Genomic DNA, 16,156 nt, shown 5'->3' with positions numbered 1-16,156 from the left:
TTTTGTGTAATTTAGCAACACACTTTATTGTGCTACAGAGTCTTGCTCAAACAGTTTCATTAGCTCTTCGCGCATGCGATCACGCTCTGCTTCTGACATCATCGGTGCTTGCTGATCACCTTGGATACTGCCACCCATCCCATCCATACTCTCACCCTGTAGTACGACAGGACGCTCGATGGGCTCTTGCACTGGACGCTCTTCTAGCATTATTTTGACTTGAGCATTTTTGCCGCGGCGTAGTATCTGAGCATCCAACTCAGTGTTCGGCGGCTTACGAGCGACATATTGGATCAAGGTATTGGCATCGGTCATCTCGACACCATCGATGGTTAGGATGATATCGCCAACACGCAAACCACTCTTGGCAGCAGGACTGCCTTCGATGACGTTTAGCACTTCCACGCCCGTTGAGGTCTCAAGCTGCGTTGGGTCACGTAGCTGTGACTGGATTTCGATACCGAGCCAACCACGACTGACGCGGCCGTCTTTGATCAGCGCGTTCATCACTTGCTCGACCAATGATGTAGGAATCGCAAAGCCAATACCCATCGAGCCGCCAGAGCGCGAGAATATCACCGTATTGATACCGACTAGCTCACCACGAGCATCGACCAGCGCGCCACCTGAGTTACCTGGATTGATCGCCGCATCCGTCTGGATGAAGTCTTCGAACTTATTGACGCCCAGTCCAGTACGCCCAGTCGCTGAGATAATCCCTTGCGTCACCGTCTGACCGACCCCAAATGGATTACCAATTGCCAAAGCCAGATCCCCCACGCGAATAGGATCTTCGCGGAAACCAAGCGGCGTCAATCCTGTCATCTCAACCTTAATCACTGCTAGATCACTATCAGGGTCTGTACCGATGATTTTGGCGCGGCTCTTGCGTCCATCGTTAAATGCAACCGTGATCTCATCCGCTTTTTCGATGACATGCGCATTGGTCACGATATAGCCATCTTCTGATACGATCACACCAGAGCCTAGATTGGTATTGCCCTGCTCTTGTGATGGGCCACCATGATATTCAAAAAACCGGCGCAATACGGGATCATCCATATAAGGATGCTCTGTCATCGTTTGTGTGGTGTAGATATTGACGACCGACTGCGACGCGCGCGCAACTGCATTATGATAAGAAGAGATGGGCGCTGGTGTATCCGCAACTGGCTCTGACGCTTGCTGCTCGGCTGGCGGGGTTCTCGGCGGCTCCCACGTGGCCTCCGATGATGACTTCATACTCGTGAACAACCAGATAAACGCTACTAACACCAGCAGCAATAAGACCCAAGGCAACCATTTTAATAAAGAAACCTTGTTACGGGTGTTATTGGTGTTCTGGGATGACGACATATAGAACCTCTATAAATGTAATGCAGACGGACAGTGAGAAATAAGGTGAGAAGACTGCGATTATTCAACCATCATGGCTTGGATTATTCAACCATTATGGCTTGACTAGGTAATTGCTTGATTAGGCAATTAATAGCCAGAGCTAGGCAGACTCACATTTATAAATTATAACCGCAATGCCGTGAAATAGTAACGTATCGTGTACCATTTCAGTTATCCATCTTGTCTACTCTTTTACAGTGCCATGTTAAAATCATCGCTATCAGATATTTGCGATAGATAATGATCAATTATTTATCTTTTATGAGTCTTTGTCTTCAAACAACTTTTTTTAAGCACTATATTTGAATAATACTGCGTTACTGCAAGGCAATAACAATAAGGAAACCTAATGAGCCAAAACACGACTACTGAACCTTCGACCAACAGCATCAGCGCAGAATCATTGACGCAATTTTGTGATGAGTATCTATCTGCTAGTGCGTTCAAAGACTACGCGCCAAATGGCCTACAAGTAGATGGCGGTCGTCCAATACAACGTATCGTCACAGGGGTGACGGCGTGCGAGGCGCTGATTGATGCGGCTATCGCTGACAATGCCGATGCGATTGTGGTGCATCATGGCTACTTTTGGAAAGGCGAACCTGCGCCTATCACAGGTCTGAAAGGTCGACGTATCCGCAAATTGATGCAACATGGCATCTCTATGATTGGCTATCATTTACCGCTCGATGCACACCCCGTGATTGGTAACAATGCCAAACTGGCAGACGTACTAGATATGACCATTACTGGCGCGCTCTACCCCAACGAAACACACCCTGTTGGTAATATCGCCACTTGCACACCGCAGAGTGCTGATAGCCTGATCGCAAAGATTACCCAAGCGCTCGGTCGTACCCCACTACATATTTCGTCTAATTATGAACATCACTCTGATAATAATGCGAAAACGACTGCCAATAGCGAGAGAGTGATCAAACGTGTCGGTATTTGTACAGGCGGCGCCCAAGATATGATCGAACAGGCTGCCATAATGGGCTGTGACGCCTATATCTCTGGTGAAATCTCTGAGCGTACCACGCATATCGCTCGTGAGCTGGGTATCGATTACTTTGCTTGTGGTCATCACGCAACAGAGCGCGGTGGTATTCAAGCGTTAGGAGAGATAGTCGCCCAAGAATATGGACTGCCAGTAACCTTTGTTGATATTAAAAATCCAGCATAAGATAGCCAATATAGTGGCCATCATTAGGGCAGAACTCGAGACGATTAATAAAGAATATAGGCGTTGTTATAGCCATTATCGCAAAACTCATTAATGAGTTTGTGAATATTACGCCCATAATATAGCGACATTTAACCGTTTATATCTTAATTGTTAAGTTTTATCGCTTTTTTCTTAACTCTACTTGAATAATGCAAGCGATATCCGCATATTACCACCTGTAAGAAAGAACGTTTTGTCATGAAACTTCCCATTATTACAGCTTCCGGTTATGGCACTAAAATAATGCTGGCGGTTATTTGAAACTTTATCATGCTTTATGAGCAATGAAATTTTTGAACGTCGCCAGTTAAAACACGATGTATACACTCGATATTTGATTTATACCGTGTTTTTATTTGTAGTGTCGCGATGACAGTTTTGCACCACCTTTTTGATAGCATATTTTATAAGCTATCAAATATGGTTGAGCTGCTTGCCCTCATTGCTGGACAATTAACTTTAGCAGCTAGCCACCTTATTACTAATCACTCAAGGTGTCGTTAGTTATTAAAGTTAGCATCACCAAAGCAGATGAATATATTGGTCTCAATGGCCAATCATTACCTCACCGCTTTGCTTGATGTCGTTGTCTCAATAACTTACTCATGACCTTACCTATGTTTGATATATAGTTGTTTGGCCATTAGCCATATTGCGTTATCGATGAAGGAATCATCTGATTTACATCCTTCGCGTAGTCGTGCGTCCAGATTTTGAAACGACTGTTTTATGCTTTTACTTTAAGCATATGAGTAACACTTCGATAGCGGGCTGACCCACAAATCCACATCGCTAACTCTTAGAGAGAGCATGCTAGTGGCGCTATAATCAAGCAGGATGACTGATACTTATTTTATTCAAGAGTATGATGTCGTCTGAAATGCTGTATTGATATATGCCAAATGATGTGCATGTATTTTTACGCGTTTTTGCGGTAAGAAGGATGGCTAAAATCAGGAGACATCCATGCAACGTATTACTTATCGTGTCAAAGGATCTGCGCAAGGTGCCAAACGTCGTATTTCTCATTTACTACGTCCATCTAAACGCCTACTTAACACCAAAAGTAACATCGTTTCATCTACCCCTACTGCGTCGGGTCGTTTTGCCAGAACCAAGAAGCTGGCACAAGTATCCAGTATCGCTCTGCTCTCTTTGCCTGCACAGAGCCTAACGACAATGAATACAAAGGTATCAGCCTATGCCAATGTCATGCTGCAAAACACTTTGACCATTGCCGCTGTCCCAGGTGATAGTACTTATTTTGCCACTGATGGCTTCCAACATGGCTTTGGTTTTGATCTCGTGCGCACCTATGCAGACGAGCTCGGTGTGGATATCAATCTAAAAGCCTATGCCAATGAAGAGGCTGCACTCAAAGCCTTGAGATCAGGTGACGCTGATATGGCGTTGACCACGGCTAGTACCAAACTAAAAAGCCAGCTCAATCTCTCATCTGTTAATGTCAGCTGTGGCTACGACTCAAGCTTGACTAAAAACGGTCTGCATCCAAAAGTCAGTTGGACGTTCAGCTCACCTAATGATCCACTGTCCAAAAAAGCCAGTTACTTCTTGTGCGATAGCATCAAGCTAAAAAACACACAGAAACTAGCGGCGTTCTACAATCAGAATTTGCTAAAAGACGCTTATAGTCAGGATCATTTCCAAAAAACACTGACAGAAAAACTGCCTGATTATCAGTCTTCGTTTGAAGAGCAAGCGCGCAATTACAATCATGATTGGGAATTGTTGGTTGCTATGGGTTATCAAGAGTCACATCTTGATGCCAATGCGGTATCTCCGACTGGCGTACGCGGCCTTATGATGCTGACCAATAACACTGCAAAGGCTATGGGCGTGTCAGATCGCGTTGATCCTTATCAAAGTATCGGCGGCGGTGCTCGTTATCTAGAGCAAATGAAAGCAGAGTTCGCGGATGTACCCAAGACTGATCGCGTCTGGTTTGCCCTTGCTGCTTACAACATGGGTCCACATGCGGTGAAAAGCATTCAGCGTAAATTACGCGCCCAAGGCATTGACGACAAGAGCTGGGCGAACGTTTATGCGTACTTGGCGGACAACAAAGCATCAAACAGCCGTTATGGCCAAGCAATGCACTATGTTAGCAACATCAGAAGTTATCTTGAGTCTATCAAAACTCAAACTGTCTAGTTAATAGACTCCATTAGATATCAGATATCTTAAGATACCTAAACGATTGGGTACCGTCAGACGCTGACCACGTTGTAACATAGTATCAGCAGCGATATTATTCATCTCAGCCAATTCTTGGGTTGATACACCATATTTACGAGCTAAACCAATCAAGCTATCGCCTGAGCCAACCGTGTAGCTCACCGTCGCTTTTGGCACTTTTAGGGTTTGTCCACGCTGTAGCTGGGCATTCGTCGCCAAGTCATTGGTCGCAGCCAAATCCTCTACAGAGATACCAAACTGACGAGCTAAGGCAATCAAGCCATCGCCAGATTTGACTTTGTAATTTTCAGTATTTCCTAGCTTTTTACCGCTGCTACTACTCTGACTGCTACTGCTTTGATTACTGTTGCTTTGACTACTATTAGAAGCCGAAGAGCTTGTAGAAGCCGAAGAGCTTGCCACGCTACCGCCCGCAGGAATAGTAATAGTACGACCTAATATCAAGTTAGACGTCGTGCTCAGGTTATTTGCTGAAGCTAAATCGCTCAAGCCGATATTATAGCGTTTGGCGACACCTGTTAGCGTATCACCAGATTTTACTTTATAGCTGACGGCTTTATCATTCAGTTGGCGATCAACTAACTCTTTTGAAACCGGTACTTTAATCGTTTGCCCACGTTGCAGGCGCGCTCTTGCATCAAAGTTACTGTTTACAGCAGCGATCTCTGCTGCACTAACACCCAAGCTATTTGCAATACCGATCAAGGTATCACCTGATTTTACTTTATAACTAGTGGTCGCTACTGATCTTGTATTACTAGCACTACTAGAGCTTGTGGTGCTTGCTGCATCGAAATTAACACTAGCAGGTACTTTTAGTGTTTGACCCACATAAAGTGAGCTTGTGCTATTGATACCGTTCAGGCTAGCTAACGTGTCTGTCGATACGTTAAATTGACGCGCTAATACAATCAGACCGTCACCCGGTTTTACTTTATAGTTCTTAGTCGCAGTGCTTGATTTACTTGGTCTGGTAGATGGTGCCGCAGGTGTTGTGGCGGGCGCTTTTACCTTACCAGGTACTAGCCAGAGCTTTTGTCCTCTGAGCAGATCAGCACGGCTACTGAGGTTATTGTAGCTGGCAAGCTGTGTGACCGATAAACCAAAACGGTTGGCCGTACCAATAAGCGTGTCGCCACCTTGTACAACATAGCTTTCAGGCTGATTGGCGGCTGGGTTACTGGCAGCGCTTAGCGGCTCGATAGTTTTGGCATTGTATAGATACAATGTGCTGCCAGATAGTAAGTTGGCACTGGCATCTATTTGGTTCCATTCTGCGATATCACGCCAATTTACCCCTGCACGGCTTGCGATATTCGATAGCGTATCGCCACGTTTGACCGTATAAGTGGTACGCGTGCCTTGTGGTTTTGGTTTACTAACTGACGTTTTAGCAAAGCTCAGCTTTTTCTCTTCACCGCTTGCTTCTAAGATAGACTGCTGCGTCTGTACGGCTGACAGGTTGATATTACCATCCGCGTTAATAACGTTGGTCTCAGAGGTATTGCTACGGATTTGGTGGGCAATGAAGTCGCGCTCTTCTTTGCTAAGCGGTGGCTCTTGGACAATCGTATTATTCTGAGTAATCTGAGCTGAGGTAGTCGGTAGACTGTTGCTGCTCTTGAGCTCAGCATTAATCTTTTTGGTTTCTGCATTGGTTATTGGCGGCTCAGTACGTACTGAGGCATTACCGCTATAGACAGAGCTGCTAGTCGTTTGAGCGGACGGTGAGATATAGCTCGTTATTTGCTGAGGTACGCTTGCGCTGGCAGCATAATCAGCCAATGCGCTACTGCTGGATGGTAATGACGATGAAGTGTATGGCTTGCTATTGTAGCTTGGTGTCGTTGTAGTTGGGGTGCTTGTATTGCTAAAAGCCAATACATTGCTTGTGCCATTACCACGCAATAGACTCAGTTTGGCATCAGCGTTCAAGCTAACATCGTTAGGAATGATAACGCGCTGTGGACCAGAGGAATCCACACGACCTGAAGTCAATGCCGTGTTGAGTCGCTCTAACTCATCATAACTCACGCCTGTAAGCTGTGATACTTCAGATAAGCTCACACCATAGTTGACTGGCACACTACGGAAATGCTGACGGTTAGCGATAGCTGGTAGATATACGCCATACTGTTCAGGCTTGGCCACGATTTCGGCTACTGCCAAAAAGCGCGGCACATAATTCATGGTTTCAGTTGGTAGTTGTAGTGACCAGTAGTCTGTTGGTAGTCCACGTGCGGCATTGGCATCAATCGCTTTTTGGATACGACCAGGTCCTGCGTTGTAGGCGGCTAGCGCCAGCTCCCAGCTACCAAACTGATTGTGTAGCGCGGTCAAAAAGTCATAAGCGGCGCGCGTTGATTCGATAACGTCACGGCGACCATCATAGGTGCTGCTCTGATTCAGACCATAGATACGACCTGTACTTGGGATAAACTGCCATAGGCCTGCCGCTGCTGCACTACTGGTACCACTCGGATCATACGAGCTTTCGATAACTGGTAACAACGCCAGCTCTGTTGGAATGTTGCGGCGCTCAGCCTCTCGTACCGTATGGTAAATGTAGCGACTGGCACGCGCCGTCAAACGGTTTAGATAGTCTTGTCTGCTGGTAAACCAACTCTTTTGCCCTTCGATACGCTGATTATAAATCGGCTTACCACCGTTCATACGGTAGCCGGCACGCAAACGATTCCATAGATCACCATACTGCTGAATAGCAAGCTGGTTGCCCTCCACCATCGTCATGTCAGTGGCTTCTAATAGATCTGCCAATTCATCCAAGCTCTCTGCATCCAAAAACGCAGTTGAGTAATCTGCACTGCTCGTAGTCGCCCCTTGATTAGCAGGACGCTTAGTAATAATAGCTGAGCTATTGGTTGCACCTTTGTTTTTTACTGTTGAGGTGTTGCTACACGCACTGATAAGTAAAGTTGATACCGCAAGCGTCAATGGTAACGCAACAAACGAGCGAGATTTTGATAGCACAGTAGACATGATATTGGAAGTTTCCTAACGACAGAAAGTGATAAGACAAAGTTGAGAGATAGTATAGTATGCAACGTAAAGTAAAGACCAGCCTAATATAAAAGACACTAATAATCATTTTTATTAGTATCTAATAGATTGTATTGACCAGTATCTAGTTAATAGCTACTTGTGATACTGCACGTAATAATACAGCGTTACCAGTAGATACCGTCAGCGTTACACGAGATGTCGTAACAAATGATGTTTGCTGACCGTCTTTCGTCCAGCTCTCATTTGTCGTTACATTGGCTTTTGCCTGATCTCCTGTAATAACAATGTTATCTACAGAGATATCGTAGCGATAATTGGACGTATCATTCCAGCTGTTTTGCAGCAGCTTTAGATACGCATCTTTGTCTAAGCTGGTAGATTTACCTTTTCTAGATAATGAAATCAAGGCATCGTCAGATACCAGACGCGCGACCTGATTAATACTCTTGCTATTTGCGGATGACTTCATCGCTGCTGCGTAGTTTTGCACTAACGCTTCGGTCATCGTAGCGGCTTGCGCATTGATACTAATGGTGCTGGCGACTGCTAATATCGCAGTGACGCTAGCGCCCTTTACCAATAAAGCCAAAAGCCTACTTCCCAATAATTTTTTCATGATAATCCTTAGCGATATTTTTTCGTTTGCGCCGTAGTGACGATCAACGCTCTTTTATCATTTGTGTTGTTGATGTACTTATATAGTAAGTATACTCATATCATATGCCGAGCCTATCATCAAATTCTCACAGCCGTGTGACACCCTGTGTAATTATTGCGAATATAAAAGCACAGGATGCTCACAAAAGCCGTTCTTTGAATCGAAGGTTATTATATCCTCTGATTTCAACAACTTTAGTCGTGATAATAGCAATAGCACTCAATCGATAACGCTAAAATTTGTTTTCGCTATTGCTGTCTTCATACTGCTCATCATCACTGAGTTTCATACCCAAACGCTCTACGCGTCTGTCCATCATTTGTCGAGCCAATGCCTGCATATCTTCCACGCGATCTATTTCATCGACAATCTCAAGACCTAACAATGTCTCAAAGACATCTTCTAATGTGACCAACCCTTTGACTTCACCATATTCGCCAACCGTAATTGCGATATGAATACGATTTTTTAGCATAAGCTCCAACAGATCAAACAGTTTCATTTTAGAGAATACAAACGTGATGTCTCTTTTGAACTGCGTCAAAGGCTTGTGCGTGGCATGGTTGACTTTTGCCAATAGCATGTCAGTTTTTAAAACAAAACCAGTAATGTTATCTAGATCACCATCATAAATGGGCAATCGAGAAAACGTGAGCTTTGGACGATCAACCAATAACTCAGCCACTGTTTTGTTTTCTTCAAATGCGAGCATCACTGAGCGCGGCGTCATGATGTCTTCAACTTTGATCGCGCCGAATGCTAGTAGATTGCGAATGATGCGCGACTCTAGTGGATCGATTTGACCCGATTCTTCACCGATGCTAGCAAGGGCTGCAAACTCACGACGGCTGAACGTTTGCGGTTCTTTACCGCGTACTAATAACTTCGTCAAACGCTCTGATACCCAAATAAGTGGGTATAAAATCATAATGATACCGCGGACAAAGTACGCCACCATACCACTTAGCTGACGCCAATAGACAGTGCCTAGTGTTTTTGGAATAATCTCAGACAGGAACAAAATAGCCAGTGTCATAATGGCTGAGAACAATCCAAACCATGCGCTACCAAATACAATGGTGGCTTGGGCACCCGCTCCGATAGAACCCAACGTGTGAGCAACGGTATTCAAGGTCAAGATAGCTGCCAGTGATTGATCGATATTGTCGACCTTTAGGCTCTTTAGCATATCTGCTTTTTTGGGATTGGTTTCTTGTACATCTGCAATAAACGATGGCGTCATGCTCAGCAAAACAGACTCAGCCAACGAGCAGGCAAAAGAGACACCAATAGCGAGGACAACAAAAAATATCAATAGTCCCACGTTTAGGGCAGTTGGTGCGGCTGCCACGGCGGTTGGCGATGCAGCGCCCGCCGCCCACACAGAATGCGGCAACATCAGCGCCAACGCACAAAGCACGGCAAAGAAGGTATAACCAAATCGAGAACTAGTCGTCATTCTCGGGGGAGGCTCTGCAGATGCGTCTTCACGATGAGCACGCGGACGACATAAACGAGGTACAAACATAAAAGTGGTGAACAAGTTGGGTAACCTAAAAAGAGAAAAAGGAAGATGATATAACGAGCCAATCATATACATTATCGAGGTGATATCAGATATCTACTGATCAATAGTCATAACGGCTCAATGCTGATTTAGACACCGTCTCAAAGCTAAAATAGTGCTTCGATAAATAGCATACTAAATGCATGCAGTCATTGCCATTTGATAGTAGCATTGATGATATCTTTTCACAATAAGTCACTATTTTTAAGTTTTTATTTTTTGGTGACTTTTATTGTTTGGTATTGCCTCAATATTATTTGGCTCAATGGCATATGATATTGATCATTTTGGCATCATATATTTGATATAGCAAAAATATTATCCTGCTATCCGGCGGCTTATTCTCTGCCATTACATCAACAAAAACACGCTCAGCCTATGATTAACAGTTACCAAGTCTGGGATTTTTTGTTACTATGCGTCTAATTTTATTATTATCTATGAACCACTGAGAGACATTATGAGCTTATTTATTCAAGCTGCCCATGCTGCACCAGAAGCCGCTGGTGCTGGATCGCTATTCGGTCAGATTTTACTTCCTGTTGCTTTTTTTGCCATTTTTTACTTTTTGGTCATTCGCCCGCAGTCTAAGCGTACCAAAGAGCACCGTGCCATGGTGAATGCATTGACGGTTGGCAACGAAATCATCTTTGCTGGTGGTTTGATGGGTCGTATCAAAGCGATAGAAGGCGATTATGCAGTTGTGAGCTTAAATAACAACACGGATGTCAAAGTGCAACGTGCTTCTGTTATTTCAGTATTGCCTGCTGGCACAATCGAAAGCGTTTAATCGAAAACGTTTAATTATTACTGAGCTTTATCGGTAGTAATTTAATGGTCGTATCACCACTGGGTGCAATGACCAAATAATGACCGTATATCATTTACGGTCATTTTTCGCTATTAAGGTAGTCGCTATTAAGGTAGTAAGGTACGGCTGTTATATAAGCTAGCCTAGCCTGTAGATATATTGACTTTGCCTGTTTCACCAATGATATTCTTGGTGACTGGGTAAAGATACGTCTGTATTATTTGCTTTACTGTTTTATGTTTTACTATCACCGCGGATGATCGCAATGGAGCCTGATGAATAATGGAGCCTGCTAAATATAGCAGTCAGCCATTGCTGTCGCTAACTTCCCATCTGCTAACTTGTGGCTCACGTCGCCAGTCGTTTATCAACTTAAAGAAGTGATTATGCAATATCCCGCTTGGAAATACTTACTTATTGCCGTCGTGCTCATCATTGCCGGTCTATATGCTGCTCCTAACTTATACCCTGACGAACCTGCCGTGCAGATTACGAGCGCAGCAGCAGGGACTCAACTGTCTGAAGGTATCTTGACCCAGTCTCAAAGCTTACTCGAAGAGGCAGGTCTAGAGAATCATAATGGTACGTTTGAGGGCAACAGTGCACTGGTACGTCTCAACAACCCAGTCGATCAGCTAAAAGCGCAAGAAGTACTACGTCAAAACTTGGGTGAGGACTATGTGGTCGCTCTCAACTTAGCACAAACGACCCCGCAGTGGCTGCGTGATATCGGTGCCAGACCGATGAAACTTGGCCTTGATTTACGCGGTGGTGTACGTTTTGTACTAGAAGTCGATATGGACAAGGCGCTTGAACAGCGCTTGAACAGCGCCAGTCGTGATATGCGACGCGAGTTACGTGCTGAGCGAGTGGCGATTAAAGGTATAAAAACCGAAGACCGCGGCGTTGTACTACATTTTGCTGATACAGATACCCGTAATCGTGCGCAAAACATTTTGCAAGGCTCGATGAGCAATACCTTCAACTTGCAATCTTCAATTGATAACCAAGGTCCTGCATTGGTATTGTCATATAACGACGCAACGCTTGACGAAATCAATAGTTACGCGGTCAATCAAAACTTAACAACGCTACGTAACCGTATTGCCGAGCTGGGTGTGACTGAAGCATTGGTACAATCTCAAGGCTCGAGCCGTATCGTGGTCGAGCTGCCAGGCGTACAAGACACTGCTGAAGCAAAACGTGTCCTTGGACGTACTGCCAACCTTGAGTTCCGTATGGTGGCAGAAGACGCTGATACCTACACAGGCGGTATTCCTCCAGCAGGTACTGAAGCATTCCCATTTGAGACACTCGATGGTCCACCAGTGTTGCTAGAGCGTCAAGCCATCGTCACGGGCGATAAAGTGACCAATGCACAGACAGGCGTCGACGAAAACGGCTCGCCAGAAGTGAGCATCACGCTAGACAGTGCTGGTGGTAAGCTCATGCAAAACGCCACTCGCACCGCTGTCGGCAAGCAGATGGCTGTATTGTTCATTGAAAACAAGCAAAGAATCACTTACGAAGAAGATCCAGCGACTGGTGAGACAACTGAAGTACGTACGCCTTATGCTGAAACCAAGGTCATTAACCGTGCCAATATTCAAGCAGTACTGGGTTCATCATTCCGTATTACTGGTCTTGATAGCACAGCTGAGGCCGCTGAGCTTGCGCTACTACTGCGCTCAGGTGCACTTGCCGCACCAATGTACTTTGTAGAAGAACGCACCATTGGCCCATCGCTGGGTCAAGAGAACATTGATAAAGGCTTATTCTCTACGCAGGTCGGCTATTTATTAGTCTTCGTATTTATGATTATCTTCTATCGCCTATTTGGTGTGATTGCCAACGTGGCATTGGCGGTGAACGTTATTATTATTATTGCGATTATGTCAATTTTGGGTTCGTCACTGACGCTACCTGGTATTGCTGGTATCGTCTTGACCATTGGTATGGCGGTTGATGCCAACGTACTGATCTTTGAGCGGATACGAGAAGAGATTGCCAATGGGGTACGGCCAAAATCTGCCATCGTGGCAGGTTTTGATCGGGCATTTAGTAGTATTTTTGATGCCAACATCACAACCTTATTGGTCGCGTTTATCCTATTTGCGATTGGTACGGGTCCGATTAAAGGCTTTGCGGTTACGCTAGCTATTGGTATTGTCAGCTCACTGTTTACCGCTATTTTGGTGACGCGTGCACTGGTACAAATTGCTTATGGTAAGCGTAAATCCATCAAAAGTCTGAGCATCGGTTAGGAGAACATTATGGCGATCGAAAATAATAACCCTTTAGAACAGCAGAATAATCCTGATCGAAATGGCTCGAACGGTGATGCGACTACTGCAAGTACCCGCCGCCGCAAAAAACCACGCCGTGATGGCAAAGGTAGCAATACCAAAACCAATAACCCAACTACCACCAAATCTGGCAAAAGTAGTGGCCGCCGTGGTGGTAAAGGCCAAGCTGGTACAGACAATCAAGCCCTCTCTACTGCTGTTGATCCTAACCTAGCAGCAAGTGACGCGGCTGATGATGCCGCAGCCATGGCTGAGGGCGGTATCAAAGCCGTTGGTAATCAGCGCATCATTCCCTTTATGAAGATAGAAAAGCCAATGGCGCTGCTATCTTTATTTATGGTGATCGGTAGTATCATTGCTATTGCCGTCAACGGTCTGAACTTGGGTCTTGATTTTACGGGCGGTGTCTCAGCAGACGTGCGTTATGAGCAGCCTGTTGAGCAAGTTGCTGTTGTACAAGCACTGGCAGACAATGGTTTTGATGATGCTGTCGTTCAATATCTCGGTACACGTGAAGAGCTACTGGTACGACTACCGCCCCAGTCTGATAATGTGGATGGGCTGAATACTGACCTAACTCAAGCATTAGCATTGCCTAACAATACCGCTACTATCAGTAACGTCAATATCATTGGTAGCCAAGTGGGTAATGAGGTTTATCTAAACTCCGTTATGGCATTGGTGTTGGCATTGGTTTGTATGCTGGGCTATGTAGCGCTACGATTCCAGTTCAAATTGTCGCTTGGTGCTGTGCTGTCACTATTTCATGATGCAGTGGTGACCATTGGTGTATTTGCGCTATTTGGCTTCCCTTTTGACTTAACGGTATTAGCTGCTGTATTAGCGTTGATTGGTTATTCATTGAACGATACGATTGTGGTTTATGACCGTATCCGCGAAAACTTCCGCCGTGTCCGTGGTATTACCCCAGAGCAGACGATTGACTTGTCTTTGACCGAAACCCTACGCCGTACCATCATGACCATCTCAACAGTCCTATTGGTCGTATTGGCCATGTTGTTCCTAGGCGGTGAAGGGCTATACTGGTTCTCAGTCGCGCTATTTATTGGTCTACTTGCAGGTACTTACTCATCGACCTATATTGCAAGCTCGATTCCATTACGCATGGGTCTATCACGCGATGATTTTATCGTAAAAGTGAAGCCAGAGTTTGAAGAAGAGATTGTCACCTTCAATGATCCAAAAATGTTTGAGCAAGACAACGTCTAGTAAGGTATATTAGAGGACATAGTACACTTATGTAGCGTACGGTTAGCCTTTGTATTATCGCTGATGAAATAGTAATAATGTTTCGACAAGAGCACCTGACTTATGAATAATGAGTCTAGGTGCTTTTGTCTTTATAGCAATTTTGCCTCACTTATCAAATGCGTTGCACTGCTGCTTTGCCAAAACCAAATAATATATTGCCCTCTTTATCGCCTCAGTATAAACGAGCCACCAATGCCAGCCAATACCTCAGCATCCAACGTCATGCCGCCTATCGATACCAGCTATAAGCGTATCATTGCCATTGCCCTACCTGTCCTATTGGCCAATCTCGCCATGCCATTGCAAAGTGTGATCGACACAGCGATTGTCGGTAATATGAATGAGACGGCCAAACTGGCTGGCATGGGTTTGGCAATACAGCTGTTGTCCTTGTTGCTCGTTAGCTTTAACTTTTTACAATACGCCTCCTCTGGTTTATCCGCGCAAGCTTTAGGACAACTGGCCAATCATACTGATAACAATGGGCGCACTGCGACAACAGCGTCACCGTTACTGTCTATTTTACAGCGCGCGTTGTTATTAGCCTTCTTAATCGGCGCAGTTTTGCTACTGGCCAAACCGTGGCTGATCGATGTTGGGTTACAAGTGTTATCAGCCAATCCTGAAAGTGGTCGCGCTGCAAAAATCTATTTGGATGTGCGATTTTGGGGAGTGATCGCTGAGCTGATGAACTTTGCCTTTATAGGTTGGTTTGCAGGGCAAGGCAAGACACGATATATGCTGTATCAGCAGGGATTTATTGCTCTGATCAATATCGTGCTGACTTTATTTTTTGTGTTCATTATGAATATGGGCTTGGTTGGTGTGGCATTGGGTACGACCATTGCGTTTTGGTTAGGTGTGTTACTAGCGTTATCACTAAGCCGCCATCATTTAAAGGTATCATGGACAGCTTTACTCAGAGCAGATAAGCAGCATTTTACAAAAAATAAAATGCTTAGGCTATTTTCTTTAAATAAAGATATTTTTGTCCGTACTCTTATTTTAACGCTCAGTTTTGCTTGGATTACTCGGCTATCGGCTCAAAGTGGCGATGTGATATTGGCCGCCAATGCCATTTTACTACAGGTATTGAGCATCTCAGCTTTTGCACTTGATGGCGTTGCTGTCTCTGCTGAGACGTTAAGTGGGCAAGCTGCTGGTCGGCGTGACTGGCCACGTTTTTTGATGATCATAAAACGCACGGGCATTGTCAGTTATAGCCTAGCAATCCTGCTGAGCGCTATCTGGTGGCTTGCAATGCCAAGTTATCTAGATTTTATGACCAATATTGAATCGGTGTTTGCCCTCGCCTATGAGTACCACCTATATGCCGTATTGTTACCCCTCGTGGGTGTTGGAGCCTACTGGTTAGATGGTATATTTTTTGGTTTGACAGCAGGCAATGTGATTCGTAATGCTGCCCTGATACTAGCTGCTATTTTCTTTCCGTTGAGCTGGCTGCTTTATCAGCAATGGGATATGACCGGTATTTGGCTGAGTGTATGGTGCTTACTGCTATTGAGGCTAATTATCTTAGGCGGATTTTTGTACCGTGCTCATCAATCAGGTAGTTATGAGAGGCTACAGCCAGAGGCTTAAACACTTTTTATTGTACAGCCAATGATCACGCAGTCATTTATCATACAGCCATCACATACCGTTTTGACGCAAT

General features: G+C 44.9%; 10 protein-coding genes. 6 read left to right on the top strand and 4 right to left on the bottom strand.

Translation table 11 applies throughout. The features are described 5' to 3' along the window. Positions 1 to 24 precede the first annotated feature (24 nt). Positions 25 to 1,356 carry a S1C family serine protease gene (locus tag AOT82_RS00855; protein WP_071001395.1) on the bottom strand — a complete coding sequence of 444 codons (1,332 nt, stop codon included), beginning with the start codon at positions 1,354 to 1,356 and terminating at the stop codon, positions 25 to 27. Positions 1,357 to 1,747: 391 nt separating this feature from the next. Between AOT82_RS00855 and AOT82_RS00850 the strand changes: the two genes are divergently transcribed. After that, entirely contained in the window at positions 1,748 to 2,584 is an 837-nt protein-coding gene (locus tag AOT82_RS00850; protein ID WP_071001394.1) for a Nif3-like dinuclear metal center hexameric protein, read from the top strand. Between the two features lie 1,008 nt (positions 2,585 to 3,592). Then, positions 3,593 to 4,798 carry a transglycosylase SLT domain-containing protein gene (locus tag AOT82_RS00845; RefSeq protein ID WP_071001393.1) on the top strand — a complete coding sequence of 402 codons (1,206 nt, stop codon included), beginning with the start codon at positions 3,593 to 3,595 and terminating at the stop codon, positions 4,796 to 4,798. Here the strand turns inward: AOT82_RS00845 and AOT82_RS00840 are convergent, their stop codons facing one another. The 3 genes from AOT82_RS00840 to AOT82_RS00830 all read right to left on the bottom strand — a co-directional run bounded on the left by AOT82_RS00840 (position 4,799) and on the right by AOT82_RS00830 (position 10,053). Continuing rightward, positions 4,799 to 7,843 (bottom strand): LysM peptidoglycan-binding domain-containing protein, encoded by a 3,045-nt coding sequence (locus tag AOT82_RS00840; protein ID WP_071001392.1) that lies wholly within the window; start codon positions 7,841 to 7,843, stop codon positions 4,799 to 4,801. It lies immediately after the preceding gene. Positions 7,844 to 7,988: 145 nt separating this feature from the next. After that, positions 7,989 to 8,483, bottom strand: a complete 495-nt coding sequence (locus AOT82_RS00835; RefSeq protein ID WP_071001391.1) for a nuclear transport factor 2 family protein — start codon at positions 8,481 to 8,483, stop codon at positions 7,989 to 7,991. Between the two features lie 274 nt (positions 8,484 to 8,757). Further along, positions 8,758 to 10,053 carry a CNNM domain-containing protein gene (locus tag AOT82_RS00830; protein ID WP_083328794.1) on the bottom strand — a complete coding sequence of 432 codons (1,296 nt, stop codon included), beginning with the start codon at positions 10,051 to 10,053 and terminating at the stop codon, positions 8,758 to 8,760. A gap of 499 nt (positions 10,054 to 10,552) precedes the next feature. Between AOT82_RS00830 and yajC the strand changes: the two genes are divergently transcribed. The 4 genes from yajC to AOT82_RS00810 all read left to right on the top strand — a co-directional run bounded on the left by yajC (position 10,553) and on the right by AOT82_RS00810 (position 16,083). Beyond that, positions 10,553 to 10,882, top strand: coding sequence for a preprotein translocase subunit YajC (yajC, locus tag AOT82_RS00825; protein WP_071001390.1), 330 nt, complete (start codon positions 10,553 to 10,555; stop codon positions 10,880 to 10,882). A 407-nt stretch (positions 10,883 to 11,289) separates the two neighbouring features. Then, complete coding sequence (secD, locus tag AOT82_RS00820) at positions 11,290 to 13,167, top strand: protein translocase subunit SecD (RefSeq protein ID WP_071001389.1); 1,878 nt, start codon at positions 11,290 to 11,292, stop codon at positions 13,165 to 13,167. Between the two features lie 9 nt (positions 13,168 to 13,176). Then, on the top strand, positions 13,177 to 14,439 hold the full coding sequence (secF, locus tag AOT82_RS00815; RefSeq protein ID WP_071001388.1) for a protein translocase subunit SecF: 1,263 nt from the start codon (positions 13,177 to 13,179) through the stop codon (positions 14,437 to 14,439). Between the two features lie 234 nt (positions 14,440 to 14,673). Beyond that, positions 14,674 to 16,083 carry an MATE family efflux transporter gene (locus AOT82_RS00810; protein ID WP_071001387.1) on the top strand — a complete coding sequence of 470 codons (1,410 nt, stop codon included), beginning with the start codon at positions 14,674 to 14,676 and terminating at the stop codon, positions 16,081 to 16,083. The last annotated feature ends 73 nt before the right edge of the window (positions 16,084 to 16,156 follow it).

It is taken from the genome of Psychrobacter sp. AntiMn-1, from assembly GCF_001854065.1.
In the GTDB taxonomy this organism is placed as follows: Bacteria; Pseudomonadota; Gammaproteobacteria; order Pseudomonadales; family Moraxellaceae; genus Psychrobacter; species Psychrobacter pacificensis.
The sequence above is the reverse complement of the archived record's forward strand: the minus strand, read 5'-3'. Positions and strand labels throughout refer to the sequence as shown.

Excerpts from the sequence above, each read along its gene's own strand:
- AOT82_RS00840 (WP_071001392.1), bottom strand. The coding sequence starts at position 7,843 with ATGTCTACTGTGCTATCAAAATCTCGCTCGTTTGTTGCGTTACCATTG.
- AOT82_RS00850 (WP_071001394.1), top strand. The coding sequence starts at position 1,748 with ATGAGCCAAAACACGACTACTGAACCTTCGACCAACAGCATCAGCGCA.
- secF (WP_071001388.1), top strand. The coding sequence starts at position 13,177 with ATGGCGATCGAAAATAATAACCCTTTAGAACAGCAGAATAATCCTGAT.
- AOT82_RS00835 (WP_071001391.1), bottom strand. The coding sequence starts at position 8,483 with ATGAAAAAATTATTGGGAAGTAGGCTTTTGGCTTTATTGGTAAAGGGC.
- AOT82_RS00845 (WP_071001393.1), top strand. The coding sequence starts at position 3,593 with ATGCAACGTATTACTTATCGTGTCAAAGGATCTGCGCAAGGTGCCAAA.
- secD (WP_071001389.1), top strand. The coding sequence starts at position 11,290 with ATGCAATATCCCGCTTGGAAATACTTACTTATTGCCGTCGTGCTCATC.
- AOT82_RS00855 (WP_071001395.1), bottom strand. The coding sequence starts at position 1,356 with ATGTCGTCATCCCAGAACACCAATAACACCCGTAACAAGGTTTCTTTA.
- AOT82_RS00830 (WP_083328794.1), bottom strand. The coding sequence starts at position 10,053 with ATGTTTGTACCTCGTTTATGTCGTCCGCGTGCTCATCGTGAAGACGCA.
- AOT82_RS00810 (WP_071001387.1), top strand. The coding sequence starts at position 14,674 with ATGCCAGCCAATACCTCAGCATCCAACGTCATGCCGCCTATCGATACC.
- yajC (WP_071001390.1), top strand. The coding sequence starts at position 10,553 with ATGAGCTTATTTATTCAAGCTGCCCATGCTGCACCAGAAGCCGCTGGT.